Genomic DNA, 17,932 nt, shown 5'->3' with positions numbered 1-17,932 from the left:
CTAAACAATCCCGCCGCTGCCACCGACCGAAGCCGGGCGTTCCGCCGCAACCCGTTTGCGATAACCACTCGCCCGGTAGGTGGCAACAGGATCGATCGCGCCGCCCGCCAGTTGCCTTGCCTTGGCGAGAACCGGCTCGACATCGGTGCGATAGGCCCGTTTCAGCGTATCGGAGGCCATCAACGCATCGTTGTCCTGCTGGTAACCGTCGAGAGCCGCGCGATCCACCAGCAGCGCCTGCGCATAGGCGCGACGGATTTCGTTGGCGCTGGAAATCAGGCTTTCGATTGGGTCGGTCACATTGTGCGACTGGTCGATCATATGGGCGGGATGGAAGCCCTTCACGCCACGATGTTCGGCATCTACCAGCTCGTTGAAGACGAGGAACAGGCGGTAAGGCTCGATGGAGCCGGCATCCAGATCGTCATCGCCATATTTCGAATCGTTGAAGTGGAAACCACCGAGCTTGCCGAACTGGATGAGCCGGGAGACGATCATCTCGATATTGGTGTTCGGCGCATGGTGGCCGAGATCGACGAGGCAGAAAGCCTTTTCACCGAGCGTATTGGCGATGAGGTAGTTGGTGCCCCAATCCTGCACGACGGTGGAATAGAAAGCCGGCTCGAACATCTTGTGTTCGGAAAAGATGCGCCAGTCATCCGGCAGCGCCTTGTAGATATCGGCCATGGCGGCGAGATAGCGCTCGAAACTTCTGGTGAAATTGCTCTGGCCGGGGAAGTTGGAACCATCGCCCACCCACACCGTCAGCGCCTTGGAACCAATGGCTTTACCGATCTCGATACATTCGATGTTGTGCTCGACGGCTTGGCCCCGCGTTGCGGCATCGGTGTGGCTGAGCGAACCGTATTTGTAGGAATGGCTCTGATCCGGTGCATCCGAGAAGGTATTGGAATTCATGGCGTCGAAGCCGAGACCCAGCGTGTCGGCATGGTCCTTCAAACGCTTCGGGTCCTGCTTGTCCCACGGAATATGCAGGGAGACATTCGGCGTCGCCCGTGTCAGCTGGTTGATGACGGCGCAATCATCCAGCTTGTCAAAAATGCCGCGCGGCTCGCCTTCGCCCGGAAAGCGGGCGAAACGGGTGCCGCCGGTGCCGACGCCCCAGGATGGAACAGCGACGAAGAATTCCGCGACCTTGGCGGTGACAGCATCGATATCGATGTTGCGGCGCGCAAGCTGGTTGCCCAGCGCGTCATAGTCATCCTTCAGCGCGGCGGCGCGCTTGTCGTTTTCGGCCGCGATCACATCGGCGGCGATTTTGGTGTCGGTCATCTCTTCCTCCCCGGAATCGGTCCAGTGCATGCTCGATCATCGCCACCTCCGTCATTTCGGCCTTAAGCCGGAAGGACGGAGGTGAGACGTGCCGAAATTCCTACCGCGTAAAGCTCTGCGCATTGCCGGCATCGACATTGATGATATTGCCGGTTGATTTGGCCGACGCGTCGGACGCCAGGAAGTAGATCGCTTCGGCGATGTCTTCCGGGAACACGTTGAGCTTCAGCATCGAGCGCTTGCGGTAATGTTCCTCCAGATCGGTCACCTCGATCTTGGACGAGGCCGCGCGCTGCTCGCGCCACTCGCCGTTCCATATCTTCGAACCGCGCAGAACGGCATCGGGATTGACGGTGTTGACGCGAATGCCGGCTTCCGCCCCTTCCAGAGCAAGGCAACGGGCAAGATGGATTTCCGCCGCCTTAGCCGTGCAATAGGCAGAAGCATTGGGCGAAGAGGCAAGACCGTTCTTCGAGGCGACGAACACCACGTTGCCGCCGAGGTTCTGCCGCCGCAGCAGCCGGAATGCTTCCCGCGACACGAGGAAATAACCCGTCGCGAGAATATCGATATTCTTGTTCCACATGGCAAGCGTCGTGTCTTCCACCGGTGCAGACGAGGCGATGCCGGCATTGGAGACGAGAATATCCACGCCGCCAAATTCCACGCTCGCTTCCGCAAAGGCGGAAATGACAGCGTCTTCCTGCGTCACATCCAGCTTGACGCTGCGCACCGCATCAGCACTGTAGCGCTTCGCGAAATCGCCCTTGGCCGCTTCCAGCGCCGCCTCGTCAATATCGGCGAGAACAATGCAGGCGCCCTCCGCTGCCAGCCTTTCCGCCGTCGCCCGGCCGATGCCGCCGGCGCCGCCGGTGACAAAGGCTACGCGTCCTGCAAGACTTTTCGGCTTCGGCATGCGCTGGAGCTTTGCCTCTTCCAGCAGCCAATATTCGATATCGAAGGCTTCCTGTTCGGGAAGACCCTGATATTCGGACACGGTGGAAGCGCCGCGCATGACGTTGATGGCGTTGACGTAAAATTCACCGGCGATACGGGCGGTCGCCTTGTCCTTGGCGAAGGACAGCATGCCGACGCCGGGGATCAGGAAAATCACCGGGTTCGGATCGCGCATATCAGGCGAATTGTTGTGGCGGCACGCTTCATAATATCTGACGTAGTCGGCGCGGTAGGCCTCTAGCGCCTTGTCGAGACCGGCTGTCAGCGCATCCACATCAGGATTTGCCGTATCGAGGTCGAGGATCAGCGGGCGGATTTTCGTGCGCAGGAAATGATCCGGGCAGGAGGTGCCGAGATTTCCGAGCGGCTTCAGATCCTTCGAATTGACGAATTCCAGAACCGCGTCCTGATCATCGAAATGGCCGAGCTTGCGCTCCTTGCGGCCGATCCGACCACGGATTTCCGGCATCAACCTCGCAGCAATCGCGCGGCGTTCAGCAATTGGCAGGCTCCTGGCAACGGCACCGCCGAAAATCGTCTTGCCTTCGGTCTTGGCTGCAAACCATTCGATCGCCTTGTTGATGATGGCGAGCGTCAGTTCGTAACATGTCTTGGCGTCGTTATCCCAGGTGAACAGACCGTGGCTTTCCAGCACAACGCCCTTGGCCTCGGGGTTGGCTTTTACGAAAGCCTCGAGATCGAGACCAAGCTGGAAACCAGGACGACGCCAGGGAAGCCAGCCGATGTCATCACCAAAGATCTGCTGCGTCAGTTCTTTCGAATTTTTGGAGGCGGCAATCGCGATGATCGCATCCGGATGCATATGATCGACATGATCAAAAGGCACGAAACCGTGCAGCGGCGTATCGATAGAGGCGGCGCGTGGGTTGAGGTTGAAGGTGCAATGCGGCAGGAAGCCGACCATGCGGTCCTCGTCCTCGACACCCTTGTAAATGCCCTTTAGCGCTTCCAGCTTGTCGAGATAAAGCGTCGCAAAGCCATCGAGCTTGATGGTGCCGACATCGCCGCCGGATCCTTTCACCCACATGACGCGGACTTTCTCGCCCGTCAGCGGATCGGTTTCAAGCACCTTCGCGGATGTGTTTCCGCCGCCGTAATTGGTGATGCGCTTGTCGGCGCCAAGCAGATTGGAGCGATAAAGCAGCTTGCCAGGCTCATCGAGCGTTTTGGCATAGGCATCGTCCCAACGGCTTTCGAGAAGGCGGGATTTTCCCGTCATGTCTTCCTCCCAAGTCAAGTCTGCATTCGCGGTGCCGATATCGGCCCGCCTCCGTTGACGGCAGATATCGCGCATACAAAAGCATAATGTCAATCAAAAACGATCATAAATTTTCATGTTGCAGCGCGATATTGATTAATTTGATCGTTCTTGATTGACAACGTAACGAGATTGCGAATAATCACAATCAGGAGGACCACATGCACGAACGCGAACGCCATCGCATCATCTTGAGCGCCACACAGGAAAAAGCTGTCGTGACGGTGCAGGATATTGCCGAACTGACGGATGCGTCGGAAGCAACGATCCGCCGGGATATTGCGTCCCTGCATGTTCAGGGAAAGTTGCGGCGCGTGCGTGGCGGTGCCGAAGCGGTGCATCCACCGCAGTTGGGCAATCTGGCCGCGCGGCCGTTCCGCGTGTCCGAATCGGTCAACATCGACAAGAAACGCGCAATTGCGCGCAAAGCTGTTGATCTCTGTAATGATGGTGATGCGATCATCCTGAATGGCGGCACGACCACATTCCAGATGGTGCACTACATGGCGGCGCGACGGCTGCAGGTTATGACCAATTCCTTCGCGATTGCGGAGCATCTGGTCAAACATTCCAAGTGCAATGTCAGCGTGCCGGGTGGCGCGATCTATCGCGATCAAAGCCTTATCCTGTCGCCCTTCGAAAACGATGCCATCCGCAATTTTTACGCAAGACGAATTTTTCTCGGCGCGCAGGGTATCGGCGCACTCGGCATCATGGAATCGGACGCGCTGGTGATCCAGAGCGAGCAGAAGCTGATGCGGCAGGCGGAAGAGCTGATCGTGATGGTCGATTCCTCGAAATTCAAAAAACGATCCAGCCTGATTTTATGCCCACTCGAAAACGTCTCGACCATCATCACCGATGACGGGATTTCGGATGAGGCGGCGCGGATGGTTGAAAATGCCGGCGTCGAATTGCTGATCGCCGGCGCAGCGGGGGATGGCAAGATAGCCAACCCGCCTGATGAGGAGGATTCCTCTTCGGTCGCTTGAGGAAGCACCGAAGAGAGGAACAGGTTCAAAAACGGGAGGAAAAGGAACATGAAACTTACACGCAGAACATTGACGAGCGTCCTGGCACTTAGCGCGGCGCTCTCCGTCGCGGGCCTTGGCGGCGTTGCCCAGGCAGCCGATGTGAAGATCGCGCTGGTGGTCAAATCACTTGGCAACGGCTTTTTCGAAGCCGCCAACAAGGGCGCGCAGGAGGCTGCAAAAGACCTCGGCGGTGTCGAGATCATCTATACAGGCCCGACCAGCACAACGGCGGAAGGCCAGATCGAGGTCATCAATTCGCTGATCGCGCAGGGTGTGGATGCCATCGCCATTTCCGCCAATGACCCGGACGCCGTGGTTCCGGCGCTGAAAAAGGCGGCGCAGCGCGGCATCAAGGTCATCTCCTGGGATTCCGGCGTGGCACCTGAAGGCCGCATTCTGCAGCTCAACCCCTCGTCCAACGCGCTGATCGGCAAGATGTGCCTGCAGCTTGCCGCATCGCACCTGGAAGGCGGCAAGGGCGATTTCGCCATCCTTTCGGCCACCACCACCTCCACGAACCAGAATATCTGGATCGATGAGATGAAGAAGCAGCTGAAGGACTTCCCCGGCCTCAACCTCGTTACCACCGTTTATGGTGACGACCTTGCCGACAAGAGCTACCGCGAAGCACAGGGACTGCTTTCCTCCCATCCTGATGTGAAGGTCATCGTCGCACCGACGACGGTTGGCGTTCTTGCGGCTTCTCAGGCCGTGAAGGATGCGGGCAAGATCGGCAAGGTCTTTGTGACGGGCCTTGGCCTTCCCTCGGAGATGGCTGGCGCCATCAAATCAGGCGCAACCAAGGAATTCGCCATCTGGAACCCGATCGACCTCGGTTATTCCGCCACCCAGATTGCCTACCGCCTTGTGAAGGGCGAAGCCGACGGCAAGCCGGGCTCGGAAATCGAAGCCGGCCGCATGGGCAAGATCAAGGTCGGCGAAAATAGCGAAGCGGCCATGGCCGATCCCTTCATTTATGACGCCAAGAACATCGATCAGTTCTCTAAGATTTTCTGATCTGAATAATTTCCGGCAGTGCGGAGGCTAACCCCCTCTGTCCTGCCGGGCATCTCCCCCACAAGGGGGGAGATCGATATGCCGCACCCGCTCGTTCCATAGGCAGGGTGTTATCCGCTTGCCGATCTCCCCCCTTGTGGGGGAGATGCCCGGCAGGGCAGAGGGGGGTGCCTCTCGCCGCTTCACTCAAAACCAACCGGTAAGACGGAATGATGCGTGCTGAAACCAAAATCTTAGACGTTACCGAGACTTCCAGCGCGACGCCCATTCTGGAAATGCGCGGCATCAGCCAGATATTCCCCGGTGTGAAGGCACTGGATGGCGTCGATATCGCGCTTTATCCCGGCAAGGTCACGGCGCTGATCGGCGAGAACGGTGCTGGAAAATCCACGCTCGTCAAAATTCTCACCGGCATCTACCGCCCGAATGAAGGGGAAATCCTTCTCGATGGCCGGCCCGTCACCTTTCACGGCGCACAGGATGCCATCGATGCCGGCGTGACAGCCATTCACCAGGAGACCGTGCTTTTCGATGAGCTTTCCGTGGGCGAAAACATCTTCCTCGGTCATGCGCCCAAAGGCCGTTTCGGCCTCATTGACTGGAAGACCATCAATGCGCGCGCCGGGGTCCTGCTTGAACAGCTCGAAAGCACCATCGATCCGTCCATTCGGCTGAAGGACCTTTCCATCGCGCAGCGCCACCTCGTGGCAATCGCCAGAGCGCTTTCCGTCGAGGCACGGATCGTCATCATGGACGAACCGACAGCCGCCCTTTCCCGCAAGGAAATAGACGATCTGTTCCGCATCGTTGAAAACCTGAAGCGGCAGGGCAAGGCCATCCTCTTCATCAGCCACAAGTTCGACGAAGTCTATGAAATCGCTGAAAATTACGCCGTATTCCGGGACGGCAAGATGGTCGGCGCGGGTAATCTTGCGGCTACACCGCAGGACGAGATCGTGCGCCTGATGGTTGGTCGCGACGTCACGAACGCCTTTCCGAAACAGGCGGTCACACTCGGCCCGACGGTTCTGTCAGTCCGCAATTATTCACACCAGACAGAATTTCGCGATATTTCTCTCGATCTGCGCAGAGGCGAAATTCTTGGTCTTTACGGGCTGATCGGTGCCGGGCGGTCGGAACTGTGCCAGTCGCTTTTCGGCATCACCCGCCCGGCCTCAGGACAGATTACGCTCAATGGCGAACCGCTCGTTATCCGTTCGCCGGAGGATGCGATCCGCGCCGGCATCGTTTATGTGCCGGAAGAGCGCGGACGCCATGGGCTGGCGCTGGACATGCCGATCTACCAGAACATGTCGCTGCCCTCTCTTGCCCGCACCTCTCGCAAAGGCTTTCTCGCCGCCGCAAACGAATTTGCTCTGGCGCGCAAATATGCCTCCCGTCTCGACCTGCGCGCCGCCGCCCTGTCCGTGCCTGTCGGCACGCTTTCCGGCGGCAACCAGCAGAAGGTGGTGATCGGCAAATGGCTCGCCACGCAGCCGAAAGTCATTATTCTCGATGAACCCACCAAGGGCATCGATATCGGCTCGAAGGCCGCCGTGCACGGCTTCATCAGCGAGCTTGCGGCCGAAGGTCTCTCCATCATCATGATTTCATCCGAACTTCCCGAAATTCTCGGCATGTCCGACCGCGCCATCGTCATGCGCGAAGGCCTGATGGCAGGTCTGTTCGAACGCGCCGATTTTTCTCCGGAAAAGCTGGTGCGCGCCGCCACCGGCAACGCCTGAGAGGGGCAAAACCATGCAACGTTTTCTCAAAAATCGCGAATGGCTGCTGGCGGGCATCATCGTCATCATGATCGCAGGCTTTGCGCTGCGCGCGCCCGGGTTCGGTAAGCCGGCCAATCTCGTCAATATCTTCAACGATACCTCCATCCTCATCATCCTGGCGCTTGGCCAGATGGCGGTCATTCTGACCAAATCCATCGATCTTTCGGTTGCCGCTAACCTTGCCTTCACCGGCATGGCGGTGGCGATGACCAATGCCGCCTTTCCGGGAATTCCACTGCCGCTTCTCATCGCCATGGCGGTCGGCATCGGCGCGTTTCTGGGGTCAATCAACGGCGTGTTGGTCTGGTGGCTCGGCATTCCGCCCATCGTCGTCACGCTCGGCACGCTCACCATCTATCGCGGCATGGCCTTCGTGCTTTCGGGCGGCGGCTGGGTGAATGCGCACCAGCTTTCGCCGACTTTTCTCAACGTGCCGCGCACCATGATCCTCGGCATGCCGGTTTTATCCTGGGTCGCCATCCATATCATCGCCGGCGCCTGGCTCGTGCTCAGCCGCACCTCTTTCGGCCGCTCCGCCTACGCTTCCGGCGGTAATCCGGGCGCTGCGGTCTATGCAGGCATCGATGTCGGCCGCACACGCTTTCTGGCTTTCGTTCTGTCGGGTGCACTGGCAGGACTTGCGAGCTATCTCTGGGTATCGCGTTATGCCGTTGCCTATGTGGATATCGCCGCCGGTTTCGAACTCGATAGCGTGGCGGCAAATGTGATTGGCGGCATCTCCATTGCCGGCGGCATTGGCTCGGTGGCAGGCGCTGTGCTCGGCGCACTGTTTCTCGGCGTCATCAAGAACGCCCTGCCCGTCATCGGCATTTCTCCCTTCGCGCAAATGGCGATTTCCGGCGTGGTTATCGTGCTCGCCGTCGTCTTCAACGCCCGCGCCGAAGCTCGAAAAGGGCGCATCATCCTGCGCGACCGGGCGGCAAGCGATCAGGCCAAGGAGGCCGCAGCATGAGCACGAATTCTCAACCGGCGCAGAAGCCGCGCATCATTCCAGACAAGCTCGGCACGCCGTTGCGCCGTCTCCTGGCGAGCTGGGAAGTGCTGCTGCTCGGCGTCGCGATCCTCATCTTCATCGCCAATTCGTTCGCCTCGCCCTATTTCCTCAATGCCTGGAACCTGTCCGACGCGACGTTCAACTTCACCGAAAAGGCGATCATCGCCTTTGCGATGGCGCTTCTGATCATCGCCGGCGAGATTGATCTCTCAGTCGCCGCCATCATCGCTCTCGCCTCCACCGCAATGGGTGCGGCGGTGCAGATGGGTGTCGGCACGCCGGGGCTCGTCGCCATCGGCATCGGAACCGGGCTACTCTGCGGGGCTTTCAACGGCTTTCTCGTCGCTGGCCTGAAACTGCCATCCATCGTCGTCACCATCGGTACGATGAGCCTGTTTCGCGGTATTTCCTATATGGTGCTGGGTGATCAGGCCTATGGCAAATATCCGGCGGATTTCGCCTATTTCGGTCAGGGTTACGTGTACTCGGTCATCTCCTTCGAATTCGTCCTCTTCCTCGCAATGGCCGTCATCTTCGCCATTCTGCTGCACGCCACAAATTTCGGCCGGCAGGTCTATGTCATCGGCAACAATCCGTTTGCCGCCCGTTTTTCCGGTATTCCCGTCGAGCGAGTGAAATTCATCCTCTTCCTTTTGACCGGCCTGATGAGCGGCATCGCCGCCGTCTGCCTCACCTCGCGGCTCGGTTCCACCCGCCCCTCGATTGCTCAAGGCTGGGAGCTTGAAGTCGTGACCATGGTGGTGCTCGGCGGGGTGTCCATTCTCGGCGGCTCCGGCACCATTGCAGGCGTCGTCATCGCTGCCTTCGTCATGGGCCTCGTCACCTTCGGCCTCGGTCTTCTGAACGTGCCTGGCATCGTCATGTCGATCTTCGTCGGCCTGCTTTTGATCATCACCATCGCCATACCCATCGTTGTGCGCCGCCTTCGCGCCATCAGAGGCTAAGCCATGCCGGAATTAGAGAAACACGCTTTCAAGATGAAACTCTTCGCCGGCAAGCAAGCCGAATATAGGCGGCGCCATGACGAGATATGGCCGGAACTGGTTGCTCTCCTGCACGAAGCGGGTGTGAGCGACTATTCCATCCACCTCGACCCGGAAACCGACATCCTGTTCGGCGTGCTGACCCGCCGGAAGAACCATGGCATGGCAGCATTGCCCGAGCATCCCGTGATGAAGAAATGGTGGGCGCATATGGCTGACATCATGGAAAGCAATCCCGATAATTCGCCTGTCGCGACTGACCTTGTGACGGTGTTCCACCTGCCATGAATGACATGACAAAGCCACGCCGCGTCGCGGTCATCGATATAGGCAAGACCAATGCCAAGGTCGTTGTCATCGACACCGGAAGTGGCGAAGAGATAACCGGTGACAGACGTTCCAACCCCGTCCTTCGCGACGGCATTTATCCGCATTACGATGTGGAGATGCTCTGGAGCTTCATTCTCACCTCTCTGCGGCGGTTCGCGGAAGAGCCGGGTTTCGACGCTATTTCCATCACGACCCATGGCGCGTCTGCCGCACTTCTTGACGAAAACGGCGATCTTGCCATGCCTGTGCTGGATTACGAGCACAGCTACCCCGCAAGCGTTGCGGAAGCCTATCTCCGCATCAGGCCAGATTTTGCTGAAACCGGCTCGCCCTCGCTTCCAGCCGGATTGAACCTTGGCGCACAAATCCATTTCCAGAAAACCGCCTTTCCGCAGGAATTCGCTGGGGTGCGCAGCATCGTCACCTATGCGCAATATTGGGCGGGGCGGCTGACCGGCGTTCAGGCCACCGAGACGACTTCGCTCGGTTGCCATACGGACTTGTGGAATCCGCGGCTGAAGGCGTTTTCATCGCTGGTCGAGCGCTTGGGCATTGCGCAATTGATGGCGCCGGTGCGCTCCGCCTTCGATGTACTCGGGCCAGTCCGCAAATCGGTGGCGAATGAAACCGGGCTTTCGGCCAATATACCGGTCTATTGCGGCATCCATGATTCCAACGCCTCGCTCCTGCCGCATCTGCTGCGGCGGCAGGGTGATTTTTCGGTCGTCTCCACCGGCACCTGGGTGGTGAATTTCGCCATCGGCGGTACGGCGGAGGCGCTGGATCCCGCCCGTGATACGCTTTTGAATGTCGATGCCCTCGGGCGTCACGTTCCCTCCTCCCGCTTCATGGGCGGCAGGGAATATGAAATGCTGACGCAACAATTCGGGCCTGCTCCGGACGAAGAAACCGAAGCCGCTCTCGGCGGCGTGCTCACAAGAGGCATGATGCTGTTGCCCAGCGTCGTCAGCGGTTCCGGCCCCTTCCCCGGCAAAACAGCGCGCTGGATTGCCGACGACAATGCCACGGTTGCTGAACGGCACGCGGCAGCGGCGCTTTATCTCGCCCTGATGACGGAGTTCAGTCTATCGCTCATCGGGCGGAAAGGCCCGATACTGGTCGAGGGGCCATTCGCCAGCAATGCGCTTTATCTCAAGGCGCTGGCAGGTTTTGCCGAAACTGAGGTCATCGCCGTCAGCGGTTCCACAGGCACCAGTACCGGGGCAGCACTCCTCACCGGTATCAAACCACTTGCCGGCCGCGAGCGTCATTTCGCTCCCGATGCCATTGCAGGGCTTCCCGCCTATCGCAGCGAATGGCAGGCCCGCCTGGCTTGACGCAAGACGACAAAATGCGGCCGGGTATCCAGCCGCATTCCGTTTTGCAAAAGGATCAGGCCTTGATGAAGGCCAAGAGATCGGCGTTGAGCACATCTGCATTGATGGTCAGCATGCCGTGCGAGAAGCCGGGATAGGTCTTCAGCGTACCGTTTTTCAGGAGCTTCACCGATTTCAGCGCAGAGTCCGCAATCGGCACGATCTGGTCATCTTCACCGTGCAGCACGAGTGTGGGCACGCTGATGGCCTTCAGGTCTTCGGTCTGGTCGGTTTCCGAGAACGCCTTGATGCCATCGTAATGCGCCTTGGCACTGCCCATCATACCCTGCCGCCACCAGTTCTGGATCACGCCTTCCTGACCGGTCGCTCCATCACGGTTGAAGCCGTAGAACGGGCCAGAGGGCACATCGCGGAAGAACTGCGCGCGGTTTGCGGCAAGTGCTGAACGGAAGCCGTCAAAAACCTCCATCGGCAGGCCCTCGGGGTTGGCCTCGGTCTTGAGCATCAGCGGCGGCACGGCGGAAACCAGAACGGCCTTGGCAACGCGGCCTGCGGGTTCACCGTGTCTGGCAACATAACGTGCCACTTCGCCACCGCCGGTGGAATGGCCGATATGCACGGCATTTTTCAGGTCCAGCGCTTCTGCAACGGCAAAGGCGTCTGCGGCATAATGGTCCATGTCGTGACCTTCGGACACCTGCGCGGAGCGGCCGTGACCACGGCGATCATGGGCGACGACACGATATCCTTTCGAGAGAAGAAACAGCATCTGTCCATCCCAGTCGTCGGAGCTGAGTGGCCAGCCGTGGTGAAACACGATGGGCTGAGCATCCTTCGGGCCCCAGTCCTTGTAGAAGATGTCTGTTCCATCTGTCGTCTTAACAAAGCCCATGATCGTTTCTCCTTCGGTTGCGTTGGCATCTTCCGGTGCGATCTATGTTGTGCGCCGGTTTGATGGAGGGATGATGACGCAGGAAAACACCCGCAACAATTGCAACAATAATTCTGAATGAATTGCTGATCTGGCAATAATGGCCGTGCCGCCCGCTGTCTTACGCCCCGGTACCGGCGCTAAACGGCACCGCGACCGAAAAGTTGCGACAGAAGACGCAAACGGATTGAAATAACCAACCGGGTAAGTTGCGTTTTAAATTGCAGTCAACGGCGCGCGAGCGCGGCCGCGCCTGCACACCGCCGGAAACGAAACTCGCTAAGTTGCTCGAACTCTCAATCCACGTCGGAATCGTATTCCCTCGGGCTGTCGTCCTTGGAAAACAACACGCAAGGGCCGCGTGAACCGCGCGGATCATAGGCGTAACCCTTGGCGGTCAGTGCCTGCATGATGTCGCGAACACCTTCGAGGCCATAAAGGTGATCGTGCAGCTCGACGAATATCCGTTCCACGCCAGCAAGCTCGGCATTGCCGAGCAGATCGCGTTCCGCGCCCTCGATATCCATCACGAGCGCAGTGATGCCCCGGCTGGTGACAAACGCATCGATATTCTCGGACGAGATTTCGATGCGCCTTTCATAAGGACCCTGATTTTCGTCCATGGACGACATCCAGAGATCCTTGCGGACATAGAAGGGATAGGTACGCGGCTCGTCAGCCGTGAGAAGCCCTTGGGAAAACACGACATTGCCACGGCAATTTGCCTTGATCACCCGTTCCGCCAGTGCCGCTGTGGACGGATTGGCCTCGAATGCCCAAACGGAAACATCCTTAATACCGGCAATGATCGAGGTTATGATGCCGATGCCGGACCCCAGCTCCAATACGCGGTCGCCGGGCTTGATGGCTTTCAGGACGCTGCGGGCCTCTTTCGCCTCATAGCTGCCGTCGGTCAGCGCCTGCCATATGACGGGCGATACCTCATCGGAAGAAAGAGGCAGGGCTACTCCATGCACGTCCAGAATTTCCATGTTTTCCAAGCCCTTTCTCAAAACACGGTCTCGTCAACAGAACGATCCCGCATAGACCGCGAATGCTCTACAGTATCGGTGCGACAACCGGTATTGGTTTTCGCTGGCAGCGATGTATCCCCTGAAATTTAACATGGCTTGCCCTGTTCGAAAGCAAACCCGTTCAAACGGAACTCCAGGCCACCAGTTCCTTGGCCGGCAACGGCCTGCTGATCAGATAGCCCTGTACCAGATCGCATCCCAGACGTTTGACCAGCTCATATTGCTCCTCCGTCTCGATGCCTTCGGCGATGGTGGTCATTCGGAGGCTGCGCCCAACGCCGACCACGAATTCGACGATCGCCAGCGCGTCGCGGTCGCTGGTAATATCGCGCAGGAATGACCGGTCGATCTTGATCTTGTCGAACGGCACGCCGCGCAAATTCGCAAGCGAGGAGTAACCAGTGCCGAAATCGTCCATGGCGATCTGGATGCCGACGGCCTTCAGCCGCGTCAGCGTGTTGATCGTCTGGTCGCTCTTGTTCAGCAGGATCGATTCGGTGATCTCAAGCTCGAGCCGGCTCGGCTCCAGCCCGCTTTTATCAAGCGCACCCATCACGTTCTGAATGAGGTTGGTACTGTGGAACTGAACCGGCGAGAGATTGACCGCCACCTTCATGTCCTCATCCCATCGCATCGCCTCGCGGCAGGCGGTCTCCATCACCCATTTTCCGAGCGAATGGATAAGGCCGGTTCTTTCCGCAACGGGGATGAACACGCTGGGCGGAACATCGCCGCGCACCGGATGTTTCCAGCGCAAAAGTGCCTCGAAGCCACAAAGCTTGCGGGTCTGCGTCGCCACCTGCGGCTGGTAATAGACCTCCATCTCGTCGTTCTGCAGCGCCGTCTGCAGATCGGCCTCGAAGGATTTCTTTTCGGTCAGCTGCTTCTGCATGCGGACCTTGAAAACACTCGCCCGGCCAGGGCCGATGGCCTTGGCTTCATAAAGCGCCAGATCCGCGCGCTTGAACAATTCATCCGCATCGACGGTACCATGCGATATGGCGATGCCGATGCAGGTGCCGATTTTCACCTCCTGCTCGCCGAGCTGGTAGGTCCGGCTGATCTGCTCGATAAGCTTGGAGGCGAGACGGCGCGCCGTATCCTCATTGAGATCATCGGACACGACAGCGAATTCATCGCCGCCTAGGCGGCAAACCATGTCGTAATCACCGCCGATCCCCGAAAGGCGCTGTGCCACGGCCTGAAGCAGGGCGTCGCCCGAATCGTGGCCAAGCGTGTCGTTGACGTCCTTGAACCCGTCTAGATCAAGCAGAAGAATGGCCGTCGTTCCATTGCCACCGAAGGAGCGGCGCAACCGCTCGATCAGTTCCTGCCGGAACAGCGAGCGGTTCGGCAGGCCCGTCAGCGCATCATGATAGGCATCATGCTCCAGCCGGACATTCTTGGCCTGCAATTCAAGCGTGGCGGCGCGCAGGTCGTCCGTCAGCCCGCGCATGCTTTTCTGCGCGCGGTTCAACAGATCGTTCTGGCGAAGCAGCAATATCACCAGCGCGATGCCGCACAGGATCAATCCGCCCGCAAGCGCGGTGTAGACGATATGCAGCTTGCGCACGTCCTCATGGGCCGTATCGATCAGATTGACGTCATAGGCGACCGACGACGAAGCCAGCGTCGTCATCGGCGCATCGAGCGAGCTCATCTCGGAGAGCAGATCCGGAACATCCCTTGGCTCCAGGGTGTTCATCTGCTGTTCCAGGCGGGCCAGAACCGCGTCAAGGCGGGTTACGAGATCCCGCCATTGCTGTTTTTCATTGATGAAAGCGCCGAGGTTACCCTGCTTCAACAGCTCCAGGCGGCTTAGCATGATGTCCATGCGCAGCTGCAATTCGTCCCGGTCTATGACACCGGGACTGAGCGCAAAAACGGCCAGTTTGTTCTGAAGGCGGAGATATTCCGCCACGGTCTGACTGACCGCCCACGAGTCGTTATAGCGGGCAAATTTCTGCAGAGCGGTCTGACGCTCGGCAATGACGAAAGCGATATAGCCCGTTGCCAGGACGAAGCAACAGATGATCACCGCCACAAGTTTTCGCAAACGGCACCTTTATTCCACTATCAATTTGGCAACTTGCCATGCGGACCGCGAATAATAGGTCTGCTTCTGCAATTCCGGGTCGCTATCATAGGGATAGATGACAAACAGCGGACCCTTTTCGCGGACTGTCATGTAGTTGCCATCCAGCTTGATCGCGAGGATAACGTTAAATTTCTTAAAATCCTCAACCGGTATGGTGCTCACATAATCGTTGAGTGCAACTGCCGTTACGCTGGTGCCTTTTGCGCCGACGAGATCCATCAACTTTGCCAGTGACACGCCGTCAAAACGAACACGGCCATCGTGCCAGGGCGTCGTGGTCTCCACCGTCACCATGCCCAATCCCTCCAGCATGTCGCGGTCGAATACCGCAGCGCCATCGGCATTGGTGTTGGTGATGTTTCCGGAGATGGTCAATATCGGCTTGCCTTGCGGCTTGGCGATCGTCCCGGCCTCGGCACAGGAAAGCCACATGAGCGACAGAAACGCACTGAGAAGTACCCGGGCGAAACTCATACTCTTTCTCCATCTAGCGTTCAGGTCGAGGGGTTTTCGCCAACCTCTGAGGGTCAAGGGAACCGACGCTCGCAATATATATCAGGAATGAATGTTATATCCTTAGTGAGATTTTATCCGTATTTTCTCTAGGTTTTGAGTAAACCGTTTGGATAATTTTTCCGTCTTATTGTACTTTTTTACACTTCACGCCCTGTTATGACGCAAGCAACACTACAAGCTATGTCTTCCCATCAATCCGTCTGGTGCGACAAAGGCCGAATTGTGGCATATGCGTGCTTGCTCACAAACAGCAACACATGATTCGCGCGCGCCGGACAAGACCAACGCGCGTTCGGCATCCGCCTGCCTGTCAGACAGGAAGCCGAGAGACAAGTTCCGCATCACAGAAAAATCATGGCGATTGCCAGAGCGAACGGTTGAAACATACCGTACGCAACTTAATATAAGAGCTGTCATTTCCATTTCCGGCGTTTCAGCTCCCGCTTGCCGGAAATGCCCAGACGCCCGTTCCGCGCAGCGAAAGCGGCGATACCGGACATAGTCCGGTCAGGAAAACTCTGTTCACGTCTCCGGGCCGGACGGCACCCTGCCGTATCGGCCGCATCATGAAGGTAGTCCCTATGCACACCTATCCCGACATCAAACTTCTCATTGATGGCGAATGGCGAGACGCCGTTTCCGGCAAGACGATCGCCGTATCCGACCCTGCGACCGACGAAATCATCGGCGCGATCGCCCATGCGGAAAAGGCGGACCTCGATCTGGCACTTGCCGCCGCCGAGCGTGGCTTCAAGGTCTGGCGCGACACCTCGCCTTTCGAGCGTTCCAAGATCATGCGCAGGGCAGCCGACATACTGCGTGAGCGCAAGGACAAGATCGCCTATATAATGACCCGCGAGCAGGGCAAGCCGCTGTCGCAATCGGCAACCGAGATCATGGGCGCCGCCGATACGATCGACTGGTTCGCCGAAGAAGCACGTCGCACCTACGGCCAGGTCATCCCGGCACGCGCAACTGGCGTTTCCCAGCTTGCCATCAAGCTGCCGGTTGGTCCCGTCGCGGCGTTTACGCCATGGAACTTCCCGATCAACCAGATCGTCCGCAAGCTGTCGGCTGCCCTTGCCACGGGCTGCTCCATCATCGTCAAGGCCCCGGAAGAAACACCGGCATCGCCGGCGGAACTGATCCGAGCGTTTGTGGATGCGGGCGTGCCGGCAGGTGTCATCGGTCTCGTTTACGGCGTGCCATCCGAGATTTCGGAATATCTGATCCCGCATCCGGTCATCCGCAAGATTTCCTTCACCGGCTCCACGCCGATCGGCAAACATCTGGCAGCCCTTGCCGGCAAGCACATGAAGCGCGCCACGATGGAACTCGGTGGTCATGCGCCAGTGATGATCTTTGACGATGCCGATATCGAAAAAGCGATCGAGGTGACCTCGCTTGCCAAGTTCCGCAATGCCGGTCAGGTCTGCGTCGCTCCCACCCGCTTCCTCGTACAGGACGGTGTGGCGGATCGCTTCCTTGAAGGTTTCGTGGAAGCCACGAAGGCGATCAAGGTCGGCAACGGCCTGGAAGAAGGTGTCGTCATGGGGCCGCTCGCCAATGAGCGCCGCATCCCAGCGCTGGAAGGTCTGATCAACGACGCCGTTTCCCATGGCGCGGAACTGAAGACCGGTGGCCGCCGAATCGGCAACAAGGGCAACTTCTTCGAGCCCACGGTGCTCGCCAACGTGCCCGTGACAGCCAAGATCATGAACGACGAGCCCTTCGGTCCAGTCGCCATCATCAACCGCTTCTCGACATTCGACGACGCCATCAACGAAGCGAACCGCCTGCCTTTCGGCCTTGCATCCTACGCCTTTACCAGCTCGGTCAAGACTGCGCATGCGCTCGGCCACCAGGTCGAGGCGGGCATGCTGACCATCAACCACAACGGCCTTGCGCTTCCCGAAGTCCCCTTCGGCGGAATCAAGGATTCCGGTTATGGCACGGAAGGCGGTTCGGAGGCGGTTCAGGCCTATCTGGAGACGAAATTCGTCAGCCAGATGAGCTGAAGCTTTGGATGCAAACTCGGGGCGGGTGACAATATCCGCCCTGAACTTGAATTTGGCGACCCCGGAATCTCCACGCATCGTCACCCCGGACTAGATCCGGGGTCCAGCGCGATCAAGTCATTGACCGCAAAAGACTATTCACCGCGCAGGCGCGCAGTGGCCGGATGCCGGATCAAGCCCGGAATGACGGAGTGAAAGGCCTTCGTCGATCTGTGAAGAAGCAAGATTTGCTATGTCTTTTCTTCGGTAGCACCACCTTCCCTTGCCTCCATCCTCATCATC

Annotated in this window: 14 protein-coding genes; 8 read left to right on the top strand and 6 right to left on the bottom strand. The window is 58.5% G+C overall.

The genetic code is table 11. The annotated features are described in order from the left end of the window. Both rhaI and CRO62_RS09855 read right to left on the bottom strand, forming a co-directional pair. Entirely contained in the window at window positions 1-1,293 is a 1,293-nt protein-coding gene (rhaI, locus tag CRO62_RS09860; RefSeq protein ID WP_003511194.1) for an L-rhamnose catabolism isomerase, read from the bottom strand. A 100-nt stretch (window positions 1,294-1,393) separates the two neighbouring features. Further along, window positions 1,394-3,490 carry a bifunctional rhamnulose-1-phosphate aldolase/short-chain dehydrogenase gene (locus CRO62_RS09855; RefSeq protein ID WP_097100020.1) on the bottom strand — a complete coding sequence of 699 codons (2,097 nt, stop codon included), beginning with the start codon at window positions 3,488-3,490 and terminating at the stop codon, window positions 1,394-1,396. 200 nt (window positions 3,491-3,690) lie between these two features. On the opposite strand from CRO62_RS09855, the gene CRO62_RS09850 reads away from it, so the two are divergent. The 7 genes from CRO62_RS09850 (at window position 3,691) to CRO62_RS09820 (ending at window position 11,053) form a co-directional block, all read left to right on the top strand. Continuing rightward, on the top strand, window positions 3,691-4,521 hold the full coding sequence (locus CRO62_RS09850; protein ID WP_003511198.1) for a DeoR/GlpR family DNA-binding transcription regulator: 831 nt from the start codon (window positions 3,691-3,693) through the stop codon (window positions 4,519-4,521). A 48-nt stretch (window positions 4,522-4,569) separates the two neighbouring features. Then, entirely contained in the window at window positions 4,570-5,580 is a 1,011-nt protein-coding gene (gene rhaS / locus CRO62_RS09845; protein ID WP_003511200.1) for a rhamnose ABC transporter substrate-binding protein, read from the top strand. 209 nt (window positions 5,581-5,789) lie between these two features. Next, on the top strand, window positions 5,790-7,325 hold the full coding sequence (locus CRO62_RS09840; RefSeq protein ID WP_179783953.1) for a sugar ABC transporter ATP-binding protein: 1,536 nt from the start codon (window positions 5,790-5,792) through the stop codon (window positions 7,323-7,325). Between the two features lie 13 nt (window positions 7,326-7,338). Beyond that, window positions 7,339-8,340 carry an ABC transporter permease gene (locus tag CRO62_RS09835; RefSeq protein WP_097100019.1) on the top strand — a complete coding sequence of 334 codons (1,002 nt, stop codon included), beginning with the start codon at window positions 7,339-7,341 and terminating at the stop codon, window positions 8,338-8,340. Further along, window positions 8,337-9,347, top strand: coding sequence for an ABC transporter permease (locus CRO62_RS09830; RefSeq protein ID WP_003511205.1), 1,011 nt, complete (start codon window positions 8,337-8,339; stop codon window positions 9,345-9,347). Before CRO62_RS09835 ends, CRO62_RS09830 begins: the two co-directional genes overlap by 4 nt. 3 nt (window positions 9,348-9,350) lie before the next feature. Then, window positions 9,351-9,674, top strand: a complete 324-nt coding sequence (gene rhaM, locus CRO62_RS09825; protein ID WP_097100018.1) for an L-rhamnose mutarotase — start codon at window positions 9,351-9,353, stop codon at window positions 9,672-9,674. Continuing rightward, complete coding sequence (locus CRO62_RS09820) at window positions 9,671-11,053, top strand: FGGY-family carbohydrate kinase (protein ID WP_097100017.1); 1,383 nt, start codon at window positions 9,671-9,673, stop codon at window positions 11,051-11,053. The genes rhaM and CRO62_RS09820 overlap by 4 nt, the downstream gene beginning before the upstream one ends. 55 nt (window positions 11,054-11,108) lie before the next feature. Here CRO62_RS09820 and CRO62_RS09815 read toward each other — a convergent pair whose 3' ends face one another. From CRO62_RS09815 to CRO62_RS09800, 4 genes are all read right to left on the bottom strand, one after another. Beyond that, window positions 11,109-11,945 (bottom strand): alpha/beta fold hydrolase, encoded by an 837-nt coding sequence (locus CRO62_RS09815; RefSeq protein ID WP_097100016.1) that lies wholly within the window; start codon window positions 11,943-11,945, stop codon window positions 11,109-11,111. A gap of 335 nt (window positions 11,946-12,280) precedes the next feature. Beyond that, window positions 12,281-12,976, bottom strand: coding sequence for an FkbM family methyltransferase (locus CRO62_RS09810; protein ID WP_097100452.1), 696 nt, complete (start codon window positions 12,974-12,976; stop codon window positions 12,281-12,283). Window positions 12,977-13,139: 163 nt separating this feature from the next. After that, complete coding sequence (locus CRO62_RS09805; RefSeq protein WP_236742517.1) at window positions 13,140-15,062, bottom strand: putative bifunctional diguanylate cyclase/phosphodiesterase; 1,923 nt, start codon at window positions 15,060-15,062, stop codon at window positions 13,140-13,142. Window positions 15,063-15,083: 21 nt separating this feature from the next. Then, on the bottom strand, window positions 15,084-15,590 hold the full coding sequence (locus CRO62_RS09800; RefSeq protein ID WP_003511212.1) for a molybdopterin-dependent oxidoreductase: 507 nt from the start codon (window positions 15,588-15,590) through the stop codon (window positions 15,084-15,086). 623 nt (window positions 15,591-16,213) lie between these two features. Here CRO62_RS09800 and CRO62_RS09795 point away from each other — a divergent pair. Continuing rightward, on the top strand, window positions 16,214-17,650 hold the full coding sequence (locus CRO62_RS09795) for an NAD-dependent succinate-semialdehyde dehydrogenase (RefSeq protein ID WP_097100015.1): 1,437 nt from the start codon (window positions 16,214-16,216) through the stop codon (window positions 17,648-17,650). The last annotated feature ends 282 nt before the right edge of the window (window positions 17,651-17,932 follow it).

Origin of the sequence: Rhizobium sp. AN6A (assembly GCF_900215635.1) — a bacterium.
Taxonomy (GTDB): Bacteria; Pseudomonadota; Alphaproteobacteria; order Rhizobiales; family Rhizobiaceae; genus Agrobacterium; species Agrobacterium tumefaciens.
The sequence above is the reverse complement of the archived record's forward strand: the minus strand, read 5'-3'. Positions and strand labels throughout refer to the sequence as shown.